This is a genomic window from Bradyrhizobium sp. USDA 10063 (genome assembly GCF_054063735.1).
This window is the reverse complement of record NZ_JBSSGP010000002.1, coordinates 5,729,590-5,753,545: the sequence shown is the minus strand read 5'-3', so window position 1 is coordinate 5,753,545 and position 23,956 is coordinate 5,729,590. Positions and strand designations below refer to the sequence as shown.

Annotated in this window: 21 protein-coding genes; 12 read left to right on the top strand and 9 right to left on the bottom strand. The window is 63.1% G+C overall.

The features are described 5' to 3' along the window. Positions 1 to 189 precede the first annotated feature (189 nt). Positions 190 to 759, top strand: a complete 570-nt coding sequence (locus ACVJGD_RS29355; protein ID WP_456637500.1) for a L,D-transpeptidase family protein — start codon at positions 190 to 192, stop codon at positions 757 to 759. Positions 760 to 821: 62 nt separating this feature from the next. Here ACVJGD_RS29355 and ACVJGD_RS29350 read toward each other — a convergent pair whose 3' ends face one another. Then, positions 822 to 1,511, bottom strand: a complete 690-nt coding sequence (locus ACVJGD_RS29350; protein ID WP_456637499.1) for a YggS family pyridoxal phosphate-dependent enzyme — start codon at positions 1,509 to 1,511, stop codon at positions 822 to 824. A 110-nt stretch (positions 1,512 to 1,621) separates the two neighbouring features. Between ACVJGD_RS29350 and ACVJGD_RS29345 the strand changes: the two genes are divergently transcribed. The 4 genes from ACVJGD_RS29345 (at position 1,622) to holA (ending at position 8,439) form a co-directional block, all read left to right on the top strand. Continuing rightward, positions 1,622 to 3,319 carry a diguanylate cyclase domain-containing protein gene (locus ACVJGD_RS29345; RefSeq protein WP_456637498.1) on the top strand — a complete coding sequence of 566 codons (1,698 nt, stop codon included), beginning with the start codon at positions 1,622 to 1,624 and terminating at the stop codon, positions 3,317 to 3,319. A gap of 919 nt (positions 3,320 to 4,238) precedes the next feature. After that, complete coding sequence (leuS, locus tag ACVJGD_RS29340; RefSeq protein WP_456637497.1) at positions 4,239 to 6,863, top strand: leucine--tRNA ligase; 2,625 nt, start codon at positions 4,239 to 4,241, stop codon at positions 6,861 to 6,863. Next, complete coding sequence (gene lptE, locus ACVJGD_RS29335; protein ID WP_456637496.1) at positions 6,850 to 7,404, top strand: LPS assembly lipoprotein LptE; 555 nt, start codon at positions 6,850 to 6,852, stop codon at positions 7,402 to 7,404. The genes leuS and lptE overlap by 14 nt, the downstream gene beginning before the upstream one ends. Before the next feature lie 6 nt (positions 7,405 to 7,410). Next, on the top strand, positions 7,411 to 8,439 hold the full coding sequence (holA, locus tag ACVJGD_RS29330; protein ID WP_456637495.1) for a DNA polymerase III subunit delta: 1,029 nt from the start codon (positions 7,411 to 7,413) through the stop codon (positions 8,437 to 8,439). 5 nt (positions 8,440 to 8,444) lie between these two features. On the opposite strand, the gene ACVJGD_RS29325 is transcribed toward holA, so the two are convergent. The 7 genes from ACVJGD_RS29325 to hemJ all read right to left on the bottom strand — a co-directional run bounded on the left by ACVJGD_RS29325 (position 8,445) and on the right by hemJ (position 16,874). Beyond that, positions 8,445 to 9,323 (bottom strand): ParB/RepB/Spo0J family partition protein, encoded by an 879-nt coding sequence (locus ACVJGD_RS29325; RefSeq protein ID WP_456637494.1) that lies wholly within the window; start codon positions 9,321 to 9,323, stop codon positions 8,445 to 8,447. A 141-nt stretch (positions 9,324 to 9,464) separates the two neighbouring features. Continuing rightward, a complete protein-coding gene (locus ACVJGD_RS29320; protein ID WP_456637493.1) occupies positions 9,465 to 10,316 on the bottom strand; it encodes a ParA family protein in 852 nt (283 codons plus the stop codon). A 31-nt stretch (positions 10,317 to 10,347) separates the two neighbouring features. After that, complete coding sequence (gene rsmG, locus ACVJGD_RS29315; protein ID WP_456637492.1) at positions 10,348 to 11,013, bottom strand: 16S rRNA (guanine(527)-N(7))-methyltransferase RsmG; 666 nt, start codon at positions 11,011 to 11,013, stop codon at positions 10,348 to 10,350. A 205-nt stretch (positions 11,014 to 11,218) separates the two neighbouring features. Next, positions 11,219 to 13,102, bottom strand: coding sequence for a tRNA uridine-5-carboxymethylaminomethyl(34) synthesis enzyme MnmG (gene mnmG, locus ACVJGD_RS29310; RefSeq protein ID WP_456637491.1), 1,884 nt, complete (start codon positions 13,100 to 13,102; stop codon positions 11,219 to 11,221). Positions 13,103 to 13,296: 194 nt separating this feature from the next. Next, positions 13,297 to 14,628, bottom strand: coding sequence for a tRNA uridine-5-carboxymethylaminomethyl(34) synthesis GTPase MnmE (mnmE, locus tag ACVJGD_RS29305; RefSeq protein WP_456637490.1), 1,332 nt, complete (start codon positions 14,626 to 14,628; stop codon positions 13,297 to 13,299). 297 nt (positions 14,629 to 14,925) lie between these two features. Further along, the gene (rho, locus tag ACVJGD_RS29300; protein ID WP_027581395.1) at positions 14,926 to 16,191 is read right to left on the bottom strand and encodes a transcription termination factor Rho; all 1,266 of its coding nucleotides are present in this window, start codon (positions 16,189 to 16,191) and stop codon (positions 14,926 to 14,928) included. Positions 16,192 to 16,451: 260 nt separating this feature from the next. Further along, positions 16,452 to 16,874, bottom strand: a complete 423-nt coding sequence (gene hemJ / locus ACVJGD_RS29295) for a protoporphyrinogen oxidase HemJ (protein ID WP_456637489.1) — start codon at positions 16,872 to 16,874, stop codon at positions 16,452 to 16,454. Between the two features lie 447 nt (positions 16,875 to 17,321). On the opposite strand from hemJ, the gene ACVJGD_RS29290 reads away from it, so the two are divergent. The 4 genes from ACVJGD_RS29290 to dnaQ all read left to right on the top strand — a co-directional run bounded on the left by ACVJGD_RS29290 (position 17,322) and on the right by dnaQ (position 20,211). Then, on the top strand, positions 17,322 to 18,161 hold the full coding sequence (locus tag ACVJGD_RS29290) for a pyruvate, water dikinase regulatory protein (protein WP_027581393.1): 840 nt from the start codon (positions 17,322 to 17,324) through the stop codon (positions 18,159 to 18,161). Positions 18,162 to 18,171: 10 nt separating this feature from the next. Next, positions 18,172 to 18,780, top strand: coding sequence for a Maf family protein (locus tag ACVJGD_RS29285; protein WP_456637488.1), 609 nt, complete (start codon positions 18,172 to 18,174; stop codon positions 18,778 to 18,780). A 25-nt stretch (positions 18,781 to 18,805) separates the two neighbouring features. Continuing rightward, complete coding sequence (gene coaE, locus ACVJGD_RS29280) at positions 18,806 to 19,405, top strand: dephospho-CoA kinase (protein WP_456637487.1); 600 nt, start codon at positions 18,806 to 18,808, stop codon at positions 19,403 to 19,405. A gap of 95 nt (positions 19,406 to 19,500) precedes the next feature. Beyond that, positions 19,501 to 20,211: a DNA polymerase III subunit epsilon gene (gene dnaQ / locus ACVJGD_RS29275; protein WP_456637486.1), complete on the top strand. Its 711-nt coding sequence runs from the start codon at positions 19,501 to 19,503 to the stop codon at positions 20,209 to 20,211. 10 nt (positions 20,212 to 20,221) lie between these two features. On the opposite strand, the gene secB is transcribed toward dnaQ, so the two are convergent. Further along, the gene (gene secB / locus ACVJGD_RS29270; protein WP_456637485.1) at positions 20,222 to 20,716 is read right to left on the bottom strand and encodes a protein-export chaperone SecB; all 495 of its coding nucleotides are present in this window, start codon (positions 20,714 to 20,716) and stop codon (positions 20,222 to 20,224) included. Positions 20,717 to 21,135: 419 nt separating this feature from the next. Between secB and ACVJGD_RS29265 the strand changes: the two genes are divergently transcribed. The 3 genes from ACVJGD_RS29265 (at position 21,136) to ACVJGD_RS29255 (ending at position 23,907) form a co-directional block, all read left to right on the top strand. Next, entirely contained in the window at positions 21,136 to 21,834 is a 699-nt protein-coding gene (locus ACVJGD_RS29265) for a Tim44/TimA family putative adaptor protein (protein ID WP_456637484.1), read from the top strand. 154 nt (positions 21,835 to 21,988) lie between these two features. Then, on the top strand, positions 21,989 to 23,326 hold the full coding sequence (mltA, locus tag ACVJGD_RS29260) for a murein transglycosylase A (protein ID WP_456640411.1): 1,338 nt from the start codon (positions 21,989 to 21,991) through the stop codon (positions 23,324 to 23,326). Continuing rightward, entirely contained in the window at positions 23,323 to 23,907 is a 585-nt protein-coding gene (locus ACVJGD_RS29255) for a Smr/MutS family protein (protein ID WP_456637483.1), read from the top strand. Before mltA ends, ACVJGD_RS29255 begins: the two co-directional genes overlap by 4 nt. The last annotated feature ends 49 nt before the right edge of the window (positions 23,908 to 23,956 follow it).

The following is a 23,956-nucleotide window of genomic DNA, read 5'->3' as shown; positions in this document are numbered from 1 at the left end:
GGACACAAGCGGACAGCGCTTTGGCCGGGACTTGATGGCGAGACTCGCTTTTTAGGTAGTCGTTCATTACCGATTCACAAGCCAATCACAGTCTATCCCAAATCAGCGGCCGATTGGATGAATGTGCTGTAATCCCGCGAGATAGAACAATGGGGGCCGGGGAGGCAAGACGAGCGGTTTTCGATTCGCATGGGAAGTTCCAGTTTTTCAATCACTTATGAGACAACCGCGCGTGATCGGCCGTTGTGCTCGGTCCTGATACGGCCCGCCGCCGGTAACCCGTGCCGGGGGTGGCTGACTGCCGACGGCTGGGCGGTGCCGGTCGCGCTCGGCCGGGGCGGCATCCTCACCAATAAGCGCGAGGGCGACGGAGGAACCCCCCGGGGCGTCTTCCACCCCCGGCAGTTATGGTGGCGAGCGGACCGCTCCCCGCGGCCGACCAGCCTCCTGCCCACCCGGCCAATCCAGCCCGGGGACGCCTGGTGCGAGGACCCGCGCGACCGTCACTACAACCAGCCGGTGCGGCTCACCCGCGAGCAAAGCGGCGACCGGCTGACGCGCGAGGATCATCTCTACGATTTCATCATCGAGATCGACCACAACACCACCCCGCGCATCGCCGGCCGCGGCAGCGCGGTGTTCCTGCATCTCGCCCGTCCAAACTTCGCGCCGACCGCCGGCTGCGTCTCGATGACCAAATCCGCGATGCTGCGGCTGCTGCGGCGGATGAGCCCGCAGACGAGAATTGTGATCGGGTAGAACATTCTCAAACCCTCATGGTGAGGAGCGCGCAGCGCGTCTCAGGATGAGGGTCTAGCAGCTCACCTTGCCCCAAAAATCGCAGATCCCACGCGCACATGGGTCGCGCCCATCTGGATCGCGGTGACGAAATCGGCGCTCATGCCCATCGAGAGATTTGTCAGGCCATTGCGCGCGGCGATCTTGGCCGTCAGCGCAAAGTGCGGGGCAGGGGGGTCGTTGACCGGCGGGATGCACATCAGGCCTGAGATCGACAGCCCGTAGTGCTCCCGGCAGCGTGCGATGAAAGCATCGGCGTCGGATGGGGAAATGCCCGCCTTCTGCGGCTCCTCGCCGGTATTGATCTGGACGAACAATTGCGGCTGCCGGTTCTGGTTTTTGATTTCCTTGGCTAACGCTTCGCAAATGCTGGGGCGGTCCACCGAATGGATGGCATCGAACAGCGCCACCGCCTCCTTCGCCTTGTTGGATTGCAGCGGCCCGATCAGGTGCAGCACGAGGCCGGGATGGGCCTGCATCAAGGCAGGCCACTTCGCCTTGGCCTCCTGCACGCGATTCTCGCCGAAAACGCGCTGTCCGGCCGCGATGACAGGCGAAATCGCGTCCGCACCGAATGTTTTCGAGACCGCAATCAACGTGACCGAAGCACGATCTCGACGTGCATCCTTGCAGGCGCGCGCGATTTCCTCCTCGACCTCGGCGAGACCGTTTGGTGAATGCGCGGTTAGCGGTGCTGGGTTTTCCGGTGTCATGTCATATACCAACGCGTAGGCTTGCGGGGGTTTCCTCGAATTTTACCAAATCCGGGAAAGGCTTCTTGAACCCTTCGTTCTACTTTCACCAGTGGGGCTAGGGGAGATTGATGTCTAAAATTAATTTCAACCGCCAACGCGCCAAACTCAAGAATCTTCTGGGTATTCGTGCGCGGTTGGCGCTGCTTGCGCTGTTGCTGGTGGCGCCCCTGATGCTGGACCGCGTCCGCACCCTGGAAGATTCGCGGGCCAAGCAGCTCGCGCATGCCGCGGAAGAATTCGCCGCCCTCGCAGCACACAGCGCCGACGCCCAGCGCGAGGTCATCTCCTCGGTCGAGACGGTGCTGAAATCCGCCGCCTATATCCGCGCATCCGCCGGCGGCATCGGCAAGAGCTGCGAGATCCTGCGCGCCAGCGTGCCTGCCAACATGCCCTGGATCCGCAGCCTGATGTTTCTCGGCAGCGACGACCATATCCAGTGCTCGACCAACAACGCCTATGTCGGCATCGATCTCAGCGACCGGCCCTATGTGACGGAAGCGAGGGCGCGCCGGGAATTTGTCTTGAGCGATTTCATCGCGGCACGTCCCACCAATACGCCGGTCGTGATGGCCGCTTACCCGGTGGCCGCCATCAACAGTGAAACCGACTCCGTGGTTCTCGCCGCGATCAATCTGGACTGGATGTCCAAGATCATGACCAATTTCGGCGGACGAGCCGGCGTTTCTTCTGTCTTGGTCGACAGCACCGGCACGGTTCTCGCGGCGCCCCAGGACCAGGCAGGCATGATCGGCCGCGCCCTGGACACCGTGCCGCTGATGTCCGCGATCGCGGATAAGGCGCTCAGCTATGATGAGTCCTCCGGCTCGATTTCCTTCACCGCGGCGGATGGCACCAACCGCACGATCAGCTTTGCGCGCATTCCCGGCACGCGCTCGCGGCTGATCGTCAGCATCGATGAGGCCAGGGTGACGGCGGCGATCGATGGCGATATCCGCACCGCCTATCTGCAGCTCGGCTTCGTCTGCCTGCTCGTGCTGCTCGGTGCCTTGGTCGGCGCGGAGAAATTGATCATCCATCCGATCGACGTGATGACCCGCATGGCCAAGCGCTTCGGCGAGGGCGACTGGTCCGCCCGCGTCGTGAAGAACAAGCTGCCTGCGGAGTTCGTGCCGCTTGCCCGCGCGTTCAACGCGATGGCCGCGCAGCTCAGCCAGCGCGAACGCGATCTCGTTGCGACCAACGACCGCCTGACGGTGATGGCCTCGATCGACATGCTCTCGGGGCTCGCCAATCGCCGGGGTTTTCAGAGCCGGCTCGATTTCGAGTGGATGAAGGCGCAGCAATATGATGGCGAGCTGTCGCTCCTGATGATCGATGTCGATCACTTCAAGCTCTACAACGACACCTACGGCCATCCCGAAGGCGACGCCTGCCTGACCAGGCTCGGCGAGACACTCTCCGGCATCGCCGCCGACACGCTGGGCTTCGCCTGCCGTTACGGCGGCGAGGAATTCTGCCTGCTGTTGCCGAACACCAGTGCCGCGCGCGCAAAGGAGGTCGGCGAGATCGTGCGCGCCGCGGTGCAGGATCTCCGCCTGCCGCACGCGACCTCAAGCCACCAGATCGTCACCGCCAGCGTCGGTGTCGCCTGCACCAAGCCGAGCCCGTCGCTCCGCCCCGGCGACCTGATCGAAGCCGCCGACGCGGCGCTCTACGCCGCCAAACATCTCGGCCGCAACACCGTCGTCGAGCACGGTCTGGTGCAGGGCTCGAAGGGCGCGGCAGAAATGGCGATGGCGAGCTAGTTTCGTCATTGCGAGCGCAAGCGAAGCAATCCACGCCTCTGCGCGCGGCGCTATGGATTGCTTCGCTTGCGCTCGCAATGACGATGCGGCCAGTTTGGGTGCGACATAACAACCCGACGGGCAAATCACCAAAAGTCTGTCCAGCCCTCGCGGAAAAAACATTCCGCTTCCGTCGTCGGGCAAATCAGTGATTTAACTCCGCGCGTCTCAGCGCGAATGAGGGGCGGGTCGCGATCGTCACGAACGTTGCGGTGAGATGCGGTGGACGCGGGTGCTGTGAACGACGAACACAGCTATCCGTGGACGGCGAAGTCGTGTGGTTCTGGCGCCCCGACGCTGGCGCTAAGTTTTTTGCGTGAACAAATTCACGCAAGAGATGACGGTGGCAAGAAAGCCCGGTCACCGGGAAGAGCACGAAGTAAGCCGTAAACCACTGCGCAGGGAAAGCCGGAGTTGCTTCGGTTGACCTGTGGTCCTACCCCCGTGCTTTTTGTTGCACGGGGCCCACGGGTGCAACCGGCACCCGGCTTTCCCTGCGCCCTCTATTCAATGAGAGGGTGGAAAGTGACGCAAAGCTCGGGCGCATTGCGCCGCGAGAATGCGGACTCATATCCTCTCCGCTGTTTGACATTTGAATGCGAACCTCTCCCCACGTCGTCCCGGGCTTGACCCGGGACCCATAACCACCGATCTGAGTTGTGGCACGAGCAAGTGGCCCCAGTTTTCGTATCACGAGCACCTGTGGCTATGGGTCCCGGGTCAAGCCCGGGACGACACCGAGAATGACGTGTAGAGCGGCGCACATGACCTATCTGCCCTTGCCGCGCGGCGTGCCCTCAACCCGTTGACCCCGCAGCCAATTCTATGGCCTAGTCCGCCGTCTTCTAAACGGCCGAAAGGCCCCCAAGAGCCCTGCTCCATGACCTCCGAACGTTACAACGCCCGTGAATCCGAGCCGCGCTGGCAACGCCAGTGGGACGAGAAGGCGATTTTTGCGTCGAAAAACGACGATCCGCGGCCGAAATACTATGTGCTCGAGATGTTCCCGTATCCGTCCGGGCGCATCCATATCGGCCATGTCCGGAACTACACGCTCGGCGACGTGCTGGCGCGCTACATGCGCGCCAAGGGGTTCAATGTGCTGCACCCGATGGGCTGGGACGCCTTCGGCCTGCCAGCGGAGAATGCCGCGATCGAGCGCAAGGTGGCGCCGAAAGCTTGGACCTACGACAACATCGCGGCGATGAAGAAGCAGTTGCGCTCGATCGGCCTGTCGCTCGACTGGAGCAGAGAATTCGCGACCTGCGACCCCAGCTACTACAAGCATCAGCAGAAGATGTTCCTGGACTTCCTGCGCGCCGGCCTCGTCGAGCGCGAGAAGCGCAAGGTCAACTGGGACCCTGTCGACATGACCGTGCTCGCGAACGAGCAGGTGATCGACGGCCGCGGCTGGCGCTCCGGCGCCGTCGTCGAACAGCGCGAGATGAACCAGTGGGTCTTCAAGATCACGAAATACGCGCAGGAGCTGCTGGACGCACTGGACGGGCTGGATCGCTGGCCCGACAAGGTGCGGCTGATGCAGCGCAACTGGATCGGCCGCTCCGAGGGCCTCTTGATCCGCTTCGCGCTGGATCCGGCGACCACGCCCGCCGGCGAAAGCGAATTGAAGATTTTCACGACGCGGCCGGACACCCTGTTCGGCGCCAAGTTCATGGCGATCTCGGCGGACCATCCGCTCGCGCAGGCGGCGGCTGCGAAGAATCCGGAGCTTGCCGAGTTCATCGCCGAAGTGAAACGGATCGGCACCGCGCAGGAAATCATCGACACCGCCGAGAAGCAGGGCTTTGACACCGGCATCAAGGCGATTCACCCGTTCGATCCGAACTGGAAATTGCCGGTCTATGTCGCGAATTTCGTGCTGATGGAATACGGCACCGGCGCGATCTTCGGCTGCCCGGCGCACGACCAGCGCGACCTCGACTTCGTCAACAAATACGGCCTCGGCAACACGCCTGTTGTCTGTCCCGAAGGACAGGATCCGAAGACGTTCGTGATCACGGACACCGCCTATGACGGTGACGGCCGCATGATCAATTCGCGCTTCCTCGACGGCATGACCATCGAGCAGGCGAAGGAAGAGATCGCCAAGCGCTTGGAGAATGAACTTCGTGGCAACGCGCCCGTCGGCGAGCGCCAGGTGAATTTTCGCCTGCGCGACTGGGGCATTTCGCGCCAGCGCTATTGGGGCTGCCCGATCCCGATCATCCACTGCCCGAAATGCGACGTGGTGCCGGTGCCGGACAGTGCGCTGCCGGTGACGCTGCCGGACGATGCGACCTTCGACAAGCCGGGCAATGCGCTCGACCATCATCCGACCTGGAAGCACGTCACCTGCCCGCAATGCGGCGGGCCGGCGCAACGCGAAACCGACACCATGGACACCTTCGTGGATTCGTCCTGGTACTTCGCGCGCTTCACCGATCCCTGGAACGAGACATCGCCGACGACGCCTGCCGTCGCCAACCGGATGATGCCGGTCGACCAGTATATCGGCGGCGTCGAGCACGCGATTCTGCATCTGCTCTACAGCCGCTTCTTCACCCGCGCGATGAAGGCAACCGGCCACATCGCGATGGACGAGCCGTTCGCCGGCATGTTCACGCAGGGCATGGTGGTGCACGAGACCTACCAGAAGGCCGACGGCACCTATGTGATGCCGGCGGACGTGAAGATCGAGGTCACCGGCAGTGACCGCCGCGCGACGACCATCGACACCGGCGAAGAGATCACGATCGGCCCGATCGAGAAGATGTCGAAGTCGAAGAAGAACACCGTCGACCCCGACGACATCATCGCGACCTATGGCGCCGACGTCGCGCGCTGGTTCATGCTGTCGGACTCCCCGCCCGACCGCGACGTGATCTGGAGCGACGAGCGGGTGCAGGGCGCGGCGCGCTTCGTGCAGCGGCTGTGGCGGCTGGTGAATGAATCCGCTGCGGTCGCAAAGGGTGCGCCGGCGGCCCGGCCGGCCTCATTCGGGCCCGAGGCGACTGCCTTGCGCAAGGCGGCCCACGGCGCGCTGGACAAGGTGTCCTCGGGGATCGAGCGGCTGCATTTCAATGTCTGCCTTGCCCACATCCGGGAATTCGCCAACGCGCTGGCCGAGACCCTGGCCAGGGGCGGCAAGCCCGCGCCCGACGCCGCCTGGGCTATCAGGGAAGCCGCGGTCATCCTGGTTCAACTGATCGCGCCCATGATGCCGCATCTGGCCGAGGAATGCTGGCAGGTTTTGGGCCAGGAGGGGCTGATTTCGGAGGCGTCCTGGCCGCAAATCGAACGCGATTTGCTGGTTGAAGACAGCGTGACCCTGGTCGTGCAGGTCAATGGCAAAAAACGGGGTGATGTTACCGTGCCACGGGCGGCCGAAAATCCTCAGATCGAGGCTGCCGTTCTGGCGCTCGATGCGGTAAAAGCCGCCTTGGGTGGCAAGCCCGTCCGCAAGGTGATCGTGGTGCCCATGAGGATCGTGAATGTCGTCGGCTAGGATCCGGATCGCGCTCCGGCTCGTCGCGGTGGCCGCCTTGGCCGCGCTGACGGCCGGCTGTTTCCAGCCGATGTATGCCGAGCATACCGACGGCGCACCGGCGTTGCGCGAGAAGCTGATGGGCGTCGAGCTCCCGCCGATCGCCGACAAGCCGAACGCATCCCGCGAGGCACGCATCGGGGTGGAGGTCCGCAATGCGCTGGCGTTCAAGCTCTATGGCAACGCCACCGGCATGCCGCCGACCCACCGATTGGTGATCCGCTTCACGACCAGCCGCTCCTCGCTGATGGTCGATCCGACCACCGCGCTGCCGACCGGCGAGAATTTCGGCATCGACGCGCAGTATAATCTGGTCGAGATCGCCTCCAACAAGTCGGTAATGACGGGATCGACCTTCTCGCGCGTGTCCTACGACATGCCCGGCTCCTACCAGCGCTTCACCCGCACGCGCGCCCTGCGCGACGCCGAAGACCGCGCCGCGCAGGAGATCGCGGACAACATCAATACCCGGCTGGCGTCGTACTTCACCGCCGGGACCTGATCGCCGTTGGTCGCGCTTCGCGGAAAAGAGATCGACGCCTTCCTCGCCCGGCCCGATCCCGGCCGCCCGATCATCCTGCTGTACGGCCCCGACGCCGGCCTGGTGCGCGAGCGCGCCGATGCGCTGATGGCATCCGCGGTCGACGACCCCAACGATCCGTTTTCGCTGGTCCGTCTCGACGGCGACGACCTCGCCGCCGAGCCGTCGCGATTGGTGGATGAAGCGATGACGGTGCCGCTGTTCGGCGGACGGCGCGCGATCCGCGTCCGCGCCGGCTCGCGCAATTTTGCCAGCGGCGTCGAGACGCTGGCGGATTCGCCGGTGAAGGATTGCCGCATCGTGATCGAGGCCGGCGACATCAGGCCGGACTCGCCGCTGCGCAAGGCCTGCGAGCGCGCCAAGAATGCGGTGGCGATCGGCTGCTATCCCGATACCGAGCGCGATCTCGCCAAGCTGATCGACGACGAACTGCGGGCATCCGGCCTGCGCATCGCGCAAGATGCCCGCGCGGTGCTGATGTCACTGCTCGGCGGCGACCGCCAGGCCTCGCGCAACGAGTTGCGGAAGCTCACGCTCTACGCCCATGGCCGAGGCGAGGTCACGCTTGAGGATGTGATGACGGTGGTCTCCGACGCATCCGAGCTGAAGCTCGATCCGATCGTGGACAGCGCGTTTGCCGGCAACGCCGCGGCGGTGGAGACCGAGTTCGCCAAGGCGATGGTGGCCGGCACCTATCCCGGCGTCATCATCTCGGCCGCACAGCGGCAGGCCGCATGGCTGCATAAGTCTGCGCTGGCGATTGCCGATGGTGCGCCGGTCTCCTCCGTGCTGGAAGGCGGATTTCCGCGGCTGCATTTCTCGCGCAAAGGCGCGGTCGAAATCGCGCTGCGCAATTTCAGCCCACAACGGCTGGTCGGCATCATCGAGCAGCTCGGCAGCGCCGCCCTCGACATGCGCAAGCAGAATTCACTCGCTGCGGTGATCGCGCAACGCGCCCTGCTCTCGATCGCTGCGAATGCAAGGCGGCGCGCTTGAGTTTGCTAACCGCCCTCGAGCCGCCGCATCACCTCGTCGAGCTGCTCGAGACTGCGGTAGCTGATCTGCACGGTGCCGCCGGGGTCGCGATGATTGACGCTGACGGTGAGGCCCAGCGCATCGGAGACGCGCTTCTCCAGCGCCAGCGTGTCAGGATCCTTCTTGCTGCCGCCGCCACGTGCCTTCTGCGGCTTGCGCACCGGCACGCCCTCGTCATGCGCCAGCGCTTCGGCCTGGCGCACGTTGAGACCTTCCGCGACGATGCGCTTGGCGGCGCCGAGCGGATCGGGCACGCCGATCAAGGCACGCGCATGGCCTGCGGACAGTTCGCCGCTCGCGATAAAGGCCTGCACCTCCGCGGGCAGCTTCGTCAGCCGCATCATGTTGGCGACATGGCTGCGGCTCTTGCCGACGATCTTGGCGATCTCTTCCTGGCTGCGTTTGAACTCGTCGGCGAGCGCGTGATAGCCCTGCGCCTCTTCCATCGGGTTCAGGTCTTCGCGCTGCACGTTCTCGATGATCATGATCTCGAGCGCGTCGCTGTCGTTGACCTCGACCGGGACGATCGGAACCTCGTGCAGGCCGGCGAGCTGGGACGCGCGCCAGCGCCGTTCGCCGGCGATGATCTCGTAGCGATCCTGCGCGCCCTTGACCGGCCGCACCACGATCGGCTGGATCACGCCGCGCTGCTTGATCGAATCGGCAAGCTCACCGAGCTCGGCGTCGGCGAAGCTGCGGCGCGGATTACGCGGATTGGCCTTGAGGAATTCGATCGGCACCTTGCGCTGCGTGCGCGGCCGCTCGACATGCGCGGCCTCGCCGCCGACGTCTCCGATCAGACTTGCAAGCCCGCGGCCCAGTCGCGAACGCGCTTCGTCGGCCATTGTCGCCAGCTCCCTTGGATTCACGTAGCAAACTCCGGAAACAAAATCGTGGATCGTAGGGTGGGCAAAGCGAAGCGTGCCCACCACGCGGCTTCGAAGATGGTGGGCACGGCGAAGACGCCTTTGCCCACCTTACGATTCTCAATTCGCGCGCAACTCGCGTTCGCGCTGGATCACTTCGGTGGCGAGCTTCAAGTAGGCTTCGCTGCCGACGCATTTGAGATCGTAGACCAGCACCGGCTTGCCGTAGGACGGCGCTTCGGAGATGCGCACATTGCGCGGGATCATGGTGTTGTAGACCTTGCTTCCCATGAACTGCCGGACGTCGGCGACGACCTGGTTCGACAGGTTGTTGCGGGAGTCGAACATGGTCAGCACGATGCCGTGGATCGACAGGTTCGGATTGAGCGTCGAGCGCACCTGCTCCACCGTCTGCAGCAACTGAGACAAACCTTCCAGCGCGAAGAACTCGCACTGCAGCGGCACCAGGATCGCGTCCGACGCCGCCATCGCATTCACGGTCAGCAGGTTGAGCGACGGCGGGCAGTCGATCAACACATAGGTGTAGTCGGCGTCCGGCGAAGTGTTGTTGTTGAGCCCGGCGATCGCGTCGCGCAGGCGGAAGGCGCGGCCGGGCGTGGTCCCCAGTTCGAGCTCGAGGCCGGAGAGATCCATGGTGGAGGGGGCGATGTGAAGCCGCGGCACCGCGGTCGCCACGACCGCCTCGCGCAGCGGCGCTTCGCCGACCAGCACATCATAGGTCGAGCAGCTCCGGTTGCGCCGGTCGATGCCGAGCCCGGTCGATGCGTTGCCCTGCGGGTCGAGATCGACGACCAGGACCCGCTCGCCGATGGCCGCGAGTGCCGTCCCAAGATTGATCGCTGTGGTTGTCTTGCCGACACCCCCTTTTTGGTTGGCGAGCGACAGGATGCGCGGATGGCCCGCCGGCGCTGGCGGCCTATCCTCTTGATAAACCTCGTCAATTACGGTCATAGCGTTGCCCTGCTGATCCCCTGCGGTAAGCTCAACGTCGCCCGATGGTGTCGAGCTCGACAATCCAGCCGTGTCCGCCGGTTCGGCTGGAATGGAGTCGCGGCTTGATTGTCCAATATTTAGTGGCTTCGGTCAATTCGGCCTCTACATCTTGACCCTTGAGAAACAGCGCTTTTGCACCCTTTCGTATCAGCGGTTCCGCAAAGCCGATGAGCTGATGTAGCGGAGCCAGCGCCCGCGCGGTCACGCAATCGATGGGTCCGCTGATTCTATCCACAATATCCCCGATGTCGGCCAGATGCACCGTTCCCGACGCCCCGGTCACTCGCACCGCCTCACGAAGGAAGGCCGCCTTCTTGGTGTTCCTCTCAACCAAATGGACAGTCGCGCCCGGCGTTTCCGCGAGCGCGCAGGCGAGCACGATTCCCGGGAAGCCGCCGCCGGAGCCGAGGTCGACCCACACTCTGGCTGTTGGAGCGAGAGTCAGCAGTTGCAGCGAATCGGCGATGTGGCGGGTCCAGAGTTCGGGAAGCGTCGATGGCGCCACGAGATTGGTCTTGGCCTGCCATTCCAGGAGAAGCGTGACATAGCGGTCGAGCCGGGCTTCCGTTTCACGTGAAACGGGGGTGAGTGCGAGCGCCGCCGTCTTATCGGCAACTGCGCCCAGCGACGCCCTATTCAGCGATGCTTTGACCATGAGTCGGAATGCCAGTCGGAGAGCAACAAATTGTCATCGCGAGCGCGGGGAAGCAATGGCGCCTCCCACGCTGAGGAGAGATGGAATGCTCCGCGGAGCCTGTCATCGGGTGGCGCTACCCGCCGACCCGGCGGCTTGCAATGACGATGGCGGAAGGTTCTGCCTACGTCGCCGACAGCGGCCTCGCTTGTTTCACGTGAAACGCTTACGCGGTCGCCCTCGCCGTCTTCCTCCGTGCCTCTCGGCGCAGATAGGCGGCCAGGATACTTAGAGCCGCCGGAGTCATCCCGTCGATCCGTCCTGCCTGACCAACGGTCCGCGGCAGCGCAGCCCTCAGCTTGGCGCGCGCCTCGTTGGAAAGGCCGGGTACGTCGTCGTAGTCCACGCCGGTCAAGATAAGTCCCTCGTCACGGCGGAAAGCATCGACGTCGGCGATCTGACGCTTGAGATAGACGTCGTATTTTGCGTCGATCTCCAGGTGAACGGCGATCGATGGGTCAATGCCCGATAGCTCCGGCCAGATGCCGCGGAGCGTCGTCCACTCCACTTCGGGGTAGGACAGCAGCTCAAATGCCGAGCGGCGGACGCCATCGCGGTTCAGCGCAAGCCCGTGTCTCGTTGCCTCGTTGGGGGTAATCGAAAGCGACCTGGCCAGCGCCTTAGCGGCATTCAGCGCCGCCATCTTCGCGGCATGACGCTTGGAGCGGGCTTCGCCGACGCATCCCAACGCAATTCCCTTGTCCGTGAGTCGCTGATCGGCATTGTCGGCCCGGAGCGTGAGCCGGTATTCAGCCCGCGAGGTGAACATCCGATAGGGCTCGGTGATCCCACGCGTGACGAGGTCATCGATCATCACGCCGAGATAGCCGTCGGCGCGGTCGAAAACGATCGGATCGGCGCCACCGGCAGAGAGTGCCGCGTTCAGGCCGGCGACAATCCCCTGCCCTGCGGCTTCCTCATATCCGGTTGTGCCATTGATCTGGCCCGCCAGGAACAACCCCGGCAAACGTTTGGTCTCGAGCGTCGGTTCGAGCTCGCGCGGATCGACATGGTCGTACTCGATCGCATAGCCCGGCCGGACCATCTTGACCCGCTCAAGGCCCGGAATGGAAGCGAGGATCGCAAGCTGGACCTCCTCCGGGAGCGAGGTCGAGATACCGTTGGGGTACACGGTGTTGTCGTCGAGCCCTTCCGGCTCCAGAAAGATCTGGTGGCCGTCGCGCTCCCCGAACCGGACGATCTTGTCCTCGATCGACGGGCAATAGCGCGGCCCCGTGCTCTTGATCTGACCGGAATACATCGGCGAACGATGTACATTGGCCCGGATCACCTCATGCGTCTGGGGCGTGGTGCGGGTGATCCCGCACTGGATCTGTGGCGTCGTGATCCGGTCCGTCATGGCAGAGAACGGCTCAGGCGGATCATCTCCGGGCTGCATTTCGACCGCCCGCCAGTCGATCGTGGTGCCATCCAGGCGTGGCGGCGTCCCGGTCTTCAAACGGCCCAAGGTAAAGCCCAGGCGCTCGAACGAGGCTGAAAGCCCCATGGCCGGCGCCTCACCGACCCGGCCGGCCGGCCAGTTTTTCTCGCCGAGATGGATCAAACCGCGCAGGAAGGTGCCGGTCGTGATCACAACAGCACCGGCAGACAGGACCCGTCCATCCCCCAGGCGGACGCTACTAATGCGCCCATTGTTGGTCAGGAGATCATCCGCCTCGCCCTCGACCACGCTCAGATTGGCCGTCTCGAGGATCGCGGCCTGCATGGCAGCGGCGTAGAGCTTACGGTCGGCCTGGGCGCGGGGCCCGCGGACGGCAGGGCCTTTGCGGCGGTTCAGCATCCGGAACTGAATGCCGCCGGCGTCGGCGACCCGACCCATCAGACCGTCCAGCGCGTCAACTTCGCGGACCAGATGGCCCTTCCCTAGGCCTCCGATCGCGGGGTTACACGACATGGCGCCAACGGTCGAAAAACGATGCGTCACCAGCGCCGTCTTCGCGCCCATCCGGGCAGCCGCGCTGGCGGCCTCGCAGCCGGCATGGCCGCCTCCGATGACGATGACGTCGAATGAAAGCGATTGGATAGACATGCGCGAACTTCTAGCGCGGAGCGATGAAAGTCGAAAGACAAGTTTCGACGATCTGATCCGCTGCTGTTTCACGTGAAACAAGGTGGCGATCTTGTCCGATGCTTCACATCGCGCAGAAGACACCAGCGACGGATGTTTCACGTGAAACAGCGACCCGCCTTTTCACTGACTCAGAGGCCGACTGACCCAGCGGCCTACTTTCCGATGCAGAACTCTCGAAAGATCGCGTCAAGAATGTCCTCGACATCCACACGACCGAGAAGCCGTCCAAGGCTATAGGCCGCCGCCCGCAGCTCCTCCGCGGCAAGCTCTTCGCCCGTCCCGACCACATCGATCGCACGCCGCAACGAGCCGGCCGTCTCCTCCAGCAGCTTGCGCTGACGTGTCCGGGTGATCAGACCGCCCTCGCCGGATCCGAAATAATCATGGGCAAAGTCGACCAGGGACGCGATCAGCTCCGGAATCCCATCCCCATTCCGAGCTGAGATCCTAAAGATGGCAGATGCCGATCCTGATCCCGATAGCTCCGGCGTCGAAACATCCAGATCAATCTTGTTGCGCACCAGCCAGACCGACGCCGACCCCTCATGTGGGATCGGCGTGCTCATCCTGTCGGTGAGCCACAATACCAGATCGGCTTCATCGGCGCGCGCACGGGCGCGGCGCACTCCCTCCTGCTCGACGGGATCGTCGGTCTCGCGGATGCCGGCGGTGTCGATCACCGTCACGGGATAGCCGTCGAGATCGAGCTGTACCTCGATGATGTCGCGCGTGGTGCCGGCATGTGGTGAGACAATCGCGACCTCGCGCCGCGCAAGCTGGTTGATCAGGGTCGACTTGCCGACATTCGGGGGGCCTGCGATCGCGACCACGATGCCGTCGCGGAGCCGTTCGCTCTGCGCCTGGGCGGCCAGCACTTGCTGAATTTCGCTCAGCAGCGCTCTAACCTTCTTGAGCGCCGGCGCGATCAATTCCGCCGGTACATCGCCTTCGTCAGAAAAATCGATACCAGCCTCGATCAGCGCCGATGCCTCGATGATCTGCGCGCGCCAGTTGCGGGCGCGATCGCCGAGCAGACCCTTCAACTGGCGCAGCGCCTGGCGGCGCTGCCGGTCGGTGTCGGCGTGAATGAGGTCGTCGAGGCCCTCGGCCTCGGTCAGATCGAGCTTGCCGTTCTCGAAAGCGCGGCGGGTGAATTCGCCAGCCTCGGCGGGCCGAATGTTGTCAATTCCCGCCAGCGCGTTGAACAACGCACCAAGCACCGCCCGTCCACCATGGACATGAAATTCGGCGACGTCTTCGCCCGTGGCACTTGCGGGCGCGGGAAACCAGAGCACCACCGCGTCGTCGATCGGCTGGCCGCCGACATCCTGCAGCAATGCTCGGGTCGCCATCCGCGCCAACGGAATCTTGCCCGCCAACCTCACCAATGCCGAACCGGCCTGTGGCCCCGATATCCTGACGATGGCGATCGCACTCGGCGGTCGCCCCGAGGAAAGCGCAAAGATGGTCTGGTCGCGCGGCATCGCTATTTGTTAGCGAACCGGCCGGAAGGCAATGCAGAATTAGTGCACCGAACGCTCAGCACCTATGTTGCACCGCAACATCGCCGACTTTTGTCGCAGCAATCGTGCAGCAATTTGCTGCGATATCCAGCCGAAAACCCATCATCCGGATCCACGCGTCGCTGGAAATACTCAACCAATCAGATACTTAAGCTGTTCACGTCAGAACGAACAAGGGCCCATTCATGCTGCAGCTCTCCCGCAGCATAAATGGGCGATATTGCATCGCAACATAAACATCGGACCTCTCGGCCCCGCTCACGTGTTCATCGAATCGAAGAATTCGGAGTTGTTCTTGGTGTTTCGGAGCTTGTCGAGCAGGAAGTCGATGGCGTCCATCGTACCCATCGGATTGAGGATCCGGCGCAGCACGTACATCTTCTTCAGCACCTGCGGATCGGTGATCAGCTCTTCCTTGCGGGTGCCGGAGCGGGAAATGTCGATCGCCGGGAAGGTCCGCTTGTCCGAGACCTTGCGGTCAAGGATCAGTTCCGAGTTACCGGTACCCTTGAACTCTTCGAAGATCACTTCGTCCATGCGGCTGCCGGTATCGACGAGCGCGGTGGCGATGATGGTGAGCGAGCCGCCCTCCTCGATATTACGGGCGGCACCGAAGAAGCGCTTCGGCCGCTGCAGCGCGTTGGCGTCGACACCGCCGGTCAGCACCTTGCCGGATGACGGAACCACGGTGTTGTAGGCGCGGCCCAGGCGAGTGATCGAGTCGAGCAGGATCACGACGTCGCGGCCATGCTCCACCAGACGCTTGGCCTTCTCGATCACCATCTCGGCCACCTGGACGTGACGCACGGCCGGCTCGTCGAAGGTCGAGGATACCACCTCACCCTTCACCGAGCGCTGCATGTCGGTGACTTCTTCCGGACGCTCGTCGATCAGAAGCACGATCAGATAGCATTCGGGATGATTATGCGTGATCGAATGCGCGATGTTCTGCATCAGCACGGTCTTGCCGGTGCGCGGCGGCGCCACGATCAAGGCGCGCTGGCCCTTGCCGATCGGCGCGACGATGTCGATCACCCTTGCAGAAAGGTCTTTTCGCGTCGGGTCGTCGATTTCCATCCGAAAGCGCTGATTGGGAAACAGCGGCGTCAGGTTGTCGAAATTGACCTTGTGCTTGGACTTCTCAGGGTCCTCGAAATTGAGCGAATTGACCTTCAGCAGCGCAAAATAGCGCTCGCCCTCTTTCGGGCTGCGGATGTGGCCTTCGATCGTATCGCCGGTGCGCAAGCCGAAGCGGCGGATCTGCGAGGGCGAGACGTAGATGTCGTCAGGGCCCGGCAGATAATTGGCGTCGGGCGAACGGAGGAAGCCGAAACCATCGGACAAGACCTCGACGACGCCTTCGCCGATAATGTCGGTTTCCTGGATCGCGAGCTGTTTGAGGATGGCGAACATCAGCTCCTGCTTGCGCATGGTGCTGGCGTTTTCGACCCCATTTTCCTCGGCAAACGAGACAAGCTCGGCCGGCGTCTTGGACTTGAGGTCTTGAAGTTTGATTTCCCGCATGGGGGTGGTCCTGTGGAGCATTTTTTTGAGAAGAGTCTTGCGAGGTGGCTTGGAGAAAAAGCGGACGCAAAAATGAAGGTCCGCAGGTCTAAGCAAGGAAAGCGCCGGTGAGGCTTCAAACCTGATGTGGCGGCCGGCCCGTTGAGGGAACCGGAACGCGATCACATCCGCCTGCGTGGGGTGGGATTGAGACAAATATAGAAAATCGGTTTGCGCTCCGCAAGAAGGACTGAAGCCTGATTCCTGGGCAAAGTGCCCGGCTAGAACGGCTTGACCACCACCAGAATCACGATGCCGATCATCAAGACGGTCGGCACCTCATTGATAATCCTATAGAATCTCTGGCTCCGGGTATTCCGGTCGGCGGCGAAATCCTTCATCCAACGGGCAAAAAATCCGTGGACACCGGAGAGCACAAGCACCAGCAGAAGCTTGCCGTGCAGCCAGCCCGAGCTGAACCAGTGACCAGCCCAGGCCAGATAAAGGCCGGCAAGCCAGGTGACGATCATGGCCGGATTGATGATCGCCCTGAGAAGGCGCCGTTCCATTACCTTGAAGGTCTCGGACTGCTTCGAGCCCTTCTCTGCCTCGCAATGATAGACGAACAGCCGCGGCAGATAGAGCATGCCGGCCATCCAGGAGATGACCGCAATGATGTGCAGCGCCTTGATCCACTCATACATCGCGTTCGCTGTGCTCCTGGAACATCTCGGACAGCCTCACCGTTCTCAACGAAGGCCTGCCAGCGAGGTTACGGATACATATCCGCAAGCACCGCTCTCTTAAAACCAATTAATTTTAGAATCTTAGGTTTGAGTCTAGGTGACCGTGGATTTGACTCACGCAATGCGATCCCGCCGTTCTCGAGCGCTTGTTCACACCGCTCAACAATTCCGCCCCGATCGTCGCGCAACGAGATATCGCTCAGCGCCTCAAGCGCTTGCGGCCTTCTTTGGCCAGCTTATCAAGAGACAAATTCACATATTCTCACTATCATCCCACCCGCACGGCGGACTTGTCCTCGCAGGAGGCGCTGTGAAGAAAAGGTTTAGATATCCCTAAGGCGGCGATCTCGGCGGAATAGTTGTAGGCAACCTCCACAGGGATTCACAGGATAGGCAGAGGTTCTGGTGCCCACATCAGGCAATTACTTTCACCTGCATCTGGTGTCGGACTCAACCGGCGAGACGCTGATCACGGTGGCGCGCGCGGTGGCCGCGCAATACGCCAATGTCTCACCGGTCGAACACGTCTATCCCCTGGTGCGCAGCCAGAAACAGCTCGACCGTGTGCTCGATGAGATCGAGGAATCACCCGGGATCGTGCTGTTCACGCTGCTCGAGAAAGATCTCGTCAGCCGGCTGGAAGCCAAATGCAGGGAGATCAATGTTCCGAGTCTGTCGATCATTGGCCCGGTGATGCAATTGTTCGAGGCGTATCTGGGTGCGTCCACCTCGGGCCGGGTCGGGGCGCAGCACGTGCTGAACGCGGAATATTTCAAGCGCATCGATGCGCTGAACTACACGATGATGCATGACGACGGTCAGCACGTCGAAGGCCTCGAGGAGGCCGATGTCGTCCTGGTCGGGGTATCCCGCACCTCGAAAACGCCGACGTCGATCTATCTCGCCAATCGCGGCATCCGCACCGCGAATGTTCCCCTCGTGCCTGGCATTCCGCTGCCGCATCAACTGGAGCACCTGAAGAAGCCGCTGGTGGTCAGCCTCCATGCAACGCCGGAGCGCCTGATCCAGGTCCGACAAAACCGGCTCTTGAGCATGGGCGCTGCTTCCGGCAACGACGAATATATCGACAGGCAGGCGGTCGCCGATGAAGTTGCATTCGCGCGCCGCCTGAGCGCGAAATTCAACTGGGCGCTGCTGGATGTCACGCGCCGCTCGATCGAGGAGACCGCTGCAGCGGTGATGAAGCTCTATAACGACCGCCAGCGGCAGCGGCCGCTCGAATGATTCGCTGGCTATGACGATCTGGCGCGGAAAAAATCCGCTGATTCTCGCTTCCCAGAGCCGTGCGCGAAAGATGCTGCTGGCCAATGCCGGGATCGAGTTCGAGGCTATGCCGGCGGAAATCGACGAACGGGTGATCCAGGAAAATTCAGGCCTTTCGGCACCGGCGGATATCGCTTCACTCCTGGCGCGCGAAAAGGCCTTGTTTGTTTCCTTGCAACGGCCGGGACGATTCGTGGTCGGCGCCGACCAGACCCTGGCGCTCGGCGATCGATTGTTCAGCAAGCCCGCCGGGCGCGACCAGGCGGCTGAACAATTGCGTGCGCTCGCGGGCCGGGTGCACGAATTGTGTTCTGCTGTCGCCGTCGCCCAGGACGGCAAAATACTGTTCGCCGACATCAGCGTGGCGCGCATGTCGATGCGCCCGCTTCGCGAGGACGGAATCAACGCCTATCTGGACCAGGCCGGCGAGGCCGTGACCACCAGCGTTGGTGCCTATCAGCTCGAGGGCCTCGGGGTGCATCTGTTCGAGCGCATCGACGGCGACCATTTCACCATTCTCGGCCTGCCGCTATTGTCGTTGCTGGCCTTCCTGCGCCGCGAGAATCTGCTGGCAATCTGACACGTTTCCGAGTGATGACTGAAAAATGCTGATCCTGGGACTGACGGGCTCGATCGGAATGGGGAAATCCACCACCGCGAAACTGTTCGCGGAAGCCGGCGTCCCCGTCTATGACGCCGACGCGACCGTGCACAAGCTCTACGAAGGCGAAGCAGCGCCGGCGATCGAAGCTGCCTTCCCCGGAACCGCTGTGGCCGGCAAGGTCGATCGTGCGAAACTCTCCGCGCGCGTGGTGCACGATCCCGCGGCCATGAAGCAGTTGGAGCAGATCGTTCACCCGATGCTCGGCGCTTCCCGGCAGAAATTCTTCGAGGATGCGGAAGCCTCCGGCGCACCCGTTGTGGTCGTCGACGTGCCGCTCTTGTTCGAGACGGGCGGCGAGAAGCGGGTCGATGCGGTCGTCGTTGTGACCACCTCGCCGGAAATACAGCGCGAGCGCGTGCTGGCGCGAGGCACGATGGACGACGAAAGATTCAATGCCATCCTGGCCCGACAAGTGCCCGACGCCGAGAAACGCAAGCGGGCGGATTTCGTGGTGGATACCTCACACGGCCTTGATCCCGTGCGCGCGCAAATCAAGGACATTCTGGCTGAGGTCGTTAAGATGCCGAAGCGGCGAATCTGATTCGCCTTGAGCATGATCCGGAAAAGTGGAAACCGGTTTTCCGAAAAGATCATGCTCAAACAAAGAAATTTGGTATTCTCTGGTCTTGGAAGTCCATGCGCGAAATCGTTCTCGATACCGAAACCACCGGCCTTGATCCGCTGCGCGGCGACCGGCTGGTCGAGATCGGCTGCATCGAGATCTTCAACCGGATGCCGACCGGCCAGACCTACCACGTCTACATGAACCCGGAGCGGGACATGCCGGCGGAGGCTTTCGCGGTTCACGGTCTCTCGACCGAATTCTTGGCCGGCAAGCCGCTGTTCTCCGAGGTGGTCGACGAATTCCTGGCGTTCATCGCCGATACGCCACTGGTGATCCACAACGCCTCGTTCGACATCAGCTTCATCAATGCAGAACTCGAACGGATCAAGCGGCCGGTGATCGTCAAGGACCGGCTGGTCGACACCCTGCTGCTGGCACGCCGGAAGCATCCGGGCGTGTCGAACCGGCTCGACGATCTCTGCTCGCGTTATTCGATCGATAATTCCCGCCGCACCAAGCACGGCGCGCTGCTCGATGCCGAACTCCTGGCGGAGGTCTATATCGACCTGATCGGGGCGCGGCAGTCGCAGCTCATCCTGGCCTCGGAAGTCGCGATCACCCATGTCGGCCAGGGCGAAATGCCGCGGCGGCAGCGCGAAATTCCGCTGGCGCCGCGGGTGACCGATGGGGAGCGCGAGGCGCACCGCGCCTTCATCGCAACGCTCGGCGACAAGCCGATCTGGAACGAATATCTGCCGACGGCGGCCGAAGCCGCAGCCTAAATTATTTTCTTCAGCTTGGTTTCGCGCCGGACGCCGGGGCGCCTTGTGCGGCCGCCTGCCGCTCCATGTTCTGGCGGTACAGGCCGACGAAATCGACGGGATCCAGCATCAGGGGCGGGAAGCCGCCATCGCGCACGGCGGTGGCGATGATCTCGCGCGCGAACGGGAACAACAGCCGCGGGCATTCGATCATCACCAGCGGATGCAGATTCTCCTGCGGCACGTTCAGGATCCGGAACACGCCGGCATATTGCAGGTCGAAGCTGAACATCACCTTGCCGGCACTCTCGGCCTTGCCGTCGACCGAAAGAGTCACCTCATATTCGCTCTCGGAGAGGTTCTTGGCCGAAACATTGATCTGGATGTTGATTGCCGGTTGCTGCTGCTGCGGCCCGAGCGAGGCCGGCGCGTTCGGGTTCTCGAACGAAAGGTCCTTGGTATATTGCGCCAGCACGTTGAGCTGGGGCGGGGCCTGCTCGGGGGGTGCGCCGTTGCCGTTGGTCATGGGAAGCTCTCCTGAGCACTGGCGATCGGAGACGGTCTGACGTCCGAAGCCGCAGTTAAGGTTTTGGAAATGCTGGTGCCGGGCGAGTGGCTATCATAGCCCTACACCGCTCCACAAGGCGACAGTCCCTTGATTGGCCAAACCTTCGCCGATTTGCTGCCGAGATCGTCAATCGCGGCTGAAAGGCGGCACCATCTGCTCCCTAAACATTTGAAGATGCGTGATTTCCAGGCATCATCGGATTTCCCCTCGCCGCCAAAACGCGCTAGAATAGCCGCGCCAAAACGCGCCATTGGCCGAGCGGAATTTCGTGCCTACATGCTGCGGACTAAATTGGCGAGGTAATCTCCGCCGTTCCCTGAGCGGAACGCCCGCTGGGGGCGGACCGTTGCCGGTGCAGATCAGAAAGCGAACACGACGTGGATATCTACACCATCATTTTCCTGGCGCTGGCCGTCTTCATTTTCCTGCGCCTGCGTAGTGTCCTCGGACAGCGCACCGGCAGCGAGCGGCCACCCTATGACCGTGCGGCCCCGAACGTGCTGCAGCGGGACAATAATGTCGTCCCGATGCCGGGCTCGGTGATCGATCAGCCGCCTCCGCTGCCGAGCAAGGACGTGACGCCGCCCTCCGACCGCTGGAAGGGACTTGCCGAACCCGGTACGGCGCTGGCGCAGGGGCTGGACGCCATTGTCGCCCAGGACTCCTCTTTCGATCCGCGCCATTTCATCTCGGGTGCGCGGAGCGCCTATGAGATGATCGTGCTGGCCTTTGCCAATGGCGACCGCCGTGCGCTGCGGGATCTGTTGTCGGGCGAGGTCTATGAGAGCTTCGATGCCGCGATCAAGGATCGCGAGAGGCACGAGCAGAAGACCGAGACCCGCTTCGTCTCGATCGACAAGGCCGAGATCGTCGGCGCGGAAGCGCGCGACCGTTCGGCGCAGGTCACGGTCCGGTTCGTGTCGCAGATGATTTCCGTCACCCGCGACAAGTCCGGTACCATCGTCGATGGCAACCCGGACAAGGTCGCCGATATCACCGATGTCTGGACATTCGCCCGCGATACGGCGTCGCGCGATCCGAACTGGAAACTGGTTGGTACTGGAAGCGCCCACTGACCCGCTTCGCCTTGCGCAGCTCACGGCCGCATGCTGTGCGATCGTTCTGCTATGCTCGACCGCCGCGCTAGAAGCGCGCCCGAGGCATGTCGCGAAGGCAACCAGGCATTCGGCCGTCCAGCACATCCGCCACCTCCCGTATCCACACCTGGAGCTGCCGCTGCAGATCAGCGGCAGCCAGTATGAACCGTTGGCCTGGACCGACATGCCGGGCTGGCGCGATGATGATCACCTTGCGGCCTACAAAGCCTTTCGCGCGAGCTGCCGGCCGATCGCCGCCGAGCGCGGGCTGCCTTCGGAATCGAAGGCACTCGGCACCTCGTTGCGCGATCCCTGCCGCCTCGCCAAGGGTCTGGAGCTGACCGACGAGGCCAAGGCGAAAGCGTTCTTCGAGGAGCATTTCCTCCCCTTGCGTATTTCGCGGCTCGGCGAGGGCGAGGGTTTCGTCACCGGCTATTACGAGCCGGTGCTGGATGGGTCGCGGACCCAGACCGATGTTTACAACGTGCCGGTCTACCGCCGGCCCTCGAACCTGTTCGTCCGCGGCGCCAAGCAGAGCTCGAACGGCCTGCCGAACAAGGGCCAGGTGTTCCGCAAGATCGGCCGCCGCAAGCTGGTGCCTTACTATGATCGTGCCGAGATCGAGGACGGCGCGATCGCCGGTCGCGGTCTCGAAATCTGCTGGCTCAAGGAACAGACCGATCTATTGTTCGCGCAGATCCAGGGCTCGGCGCGGGTGCGCCTCGAGGACGGCTCGACATTGCGCATCAACTATGATGCCCACAATGGCTACCCTTACACGCCGGTCGGCCGCATCCTGATCGACCGCGGCATCATTCCGAAAGAGCAGATGTCGATGCAGAAGATCAGGGAGTGGATGGCGCAGAACCCTGATGGCGCAAAAGAACTGCGGCGACAGAACCGCTCCTATGTGTTCTTCCGCGAGGTGCAGCTCTCGGACAAGGACGAGGCGGTCGGCGCGCAGGGCGTGCCGCTGACGCCGGGCCGCTCGATCGCCGTCGACAAGGCGCTTCACGTCTATGGCACGCCGTTCTTCATCGAGGGCGAATTGCCGATCGAGTCAGAGCAATCGAAGACGCCGTTCCGTCGCCTGATGATTGCGCAGGATACCGGCTCGGCGATCGTCGGCCCGGCCCGCGCAGATCTCTATTTCGGGGCCGGGGTCGATGCCGGAAGGGTTTCGGGCCGGCTGCGGCACAATATGCGCTTCGTGATGCTGGTGCCGAGAAGCCTCGATCCCGTCGCGCGCGGGCGCAAGATGCCGGTGCCGGACGAGCGGCCGTCGGAAAAGATCGCGAAACTGTTTCCGCAAGTTGATCCGCAAAAGGACAAGAGCGCTGCAAAGCCTGCGGATACGTCCGCCGCGACCAGCGCAAAGCCCGTGCCGCTGCCGGAGCCGCGGTCCGGCATCAAGGCGGAGAGTGAGCCGCGGCGCCATCGGCATTACCGCCATCACCGCACCTACAGATGAAGCGTCCCGTTCCGATTGCAGATCCGGTGCCGCCGCGGCGCCGGCGCGCGCTCAGCGAAGAGGAACGGGCGCTGTGGGAAAGCGTCGCAAAGCAGGTCAAGCCGCTGCGCAAACGCCATCCCGTTGCGAAAGCGCATGCGCCAGAGGCGGAGACCAAGCCCGCCGCCAAACCGGCTGTGCCGGCAAAGCCGATCCCGGTGAAATCCGTCCCCGCGCCGCGTCCGCAGACGCCGCCACCGCTGGTGCCGCTCGGCCGCCGCGAGCGCGCACAACTGTCGCGTGGGAGGAAGGAGATCGACGCCCGGCTGGACCTGCATGGCATGACGCAGACGCGCGCGCATCGCATGCTGTTTGCGTTCCTGCAGCGTGCGCACAGTGACGGGCTGACTTTCGTGCTCGTCATCACCGGCAAGGGCAAAGCCGGCGGCGCCGATTCCGAACGCGGCGTGCTGCGCCGCCAGGTGCCGCAATGGCTGAGCCTGCCGGAATTCCGCGCGCTCGTCGTCGGTTTCGAGGAAGCCCATATCGGCCATGGCGGCGAGGGCGCACTTTACGTGAGGGTGCGGCGCGCGAGGATTTAGTCCGGACACGATGGACCGTGCTTCCCCTCATCCTTCGAGCCGCGCGTTC

Coding starts and splice junctions, on each gene's coding strand:
- ACVJGD_RS29355 (WP_456637500.1), top strand. CDS start 190: ATGGGAAGTTCCAGTTTTTCAATCACTTATGAGACAACCGCGCGTGAT.
- ACVJGD_RS29350 (WP_456637499.1), bottom strand. CDS start 1,511: ATGACACCGGAAAACCCAGCACCGCTAACCGCGCATTCACCAAACGGT.
- ACVJGD_RS29345 (WP_456637498.1), top strand. CDS start 1,622: ATGTCTAAAATTAATTTCAACCGCCAACGCGCCAAACTCAAGAATCTT.
- leuS (WP_456637497.1), top strand. CDS start 4,239: ATGACCTCCGAACGTTACAACGCCCGTGAATCCGAGCCGCGCTGGCAA.
- lptE (WP_456637496.1), top strand. CDS start 6,850: ATGTCGTCGGCTAGGATCCGGATCGCGCTCCGGCTCGTCGCGGTGGCC.
- ACVJGD_RS29325 (WP_456637494.1), bottom strand. CDS start 9,323: ATGGCCGACGAAGCGCGTTCGCGACTGGGCCGCGGGCTTGCAAGTCTG.
- ACVJGD_RS29320 (WP_456637493.1), bottom strand. CDS start 10,316: ATGACCGTAATTGACGAGGTTTATCAAGAGGATAGGCCGCCAGCGCCG.
- rsmG (WP_456637492.1), bottom strand. CDS start 11,013: ATGGTCAAAGCATCGCTGAATAGGGCGTCGCTGGGCGCAGTTGCCGAT.
- mnmG (WP_456637491.1), bottom strand. CDS start 13,102: ATGTCTATCCAATCGCTTTCATTCGACGTCATCGTCATCGGAGGCGGC.
- mnmE (WP_456637490.1), bottom strand. CDS start 14,628: ATGCCGCGCGACCAGACCATCTTTGCGCTTTCCTCGGGGCGACCGCCG.
- rho (WP_027581395.1), bottom strand. CDS start 16,191: ATGCGGGAAATCAAACTTCAAGACCTCAAGTCCAAGACGCCGGCCGAG.
- hemJ (WP_456637489.1), bottom strand. CDS start 16,874: ATGTATGAGTGGATCAAGGCGCTGCACATCATTGCGGTCATCTCCTGG.
- ACVJGD_RS29285 (WP_456637488.1), top strand. CDS start 18,172: ATGACGATCTGGCGCGGAAAAAATCCGCTGATTCTCGCTTCCCAGAGC.
- coaE (WP_456637487.1), top strand. CDS start 18,806: ATGCTGATCCTGGGACTGACGGGCTCGATCGGAATGGGGAAATCCACC.
- dnaQ (WP_456637486.1), top strand. CDS start 19,501: ATGCGCGAAATCGTTCTCGATACCGAAACCACCGGCCTTGATCCGCTG.
- secB (WP_456637485.1), bottom strand. CDS start 20,716: ATGACCAACGGCAACGGCGCACCCCCCGAGCAGGCCCCGCCCCAGCTC.
- ACVJGD_RS29255 (WP_456637483.1), top strand. CDS start 23,323: ATGAAGCGTCCCGTTCCGATTGCAGATCCGGTGCCGCCGCGGCGCCGG.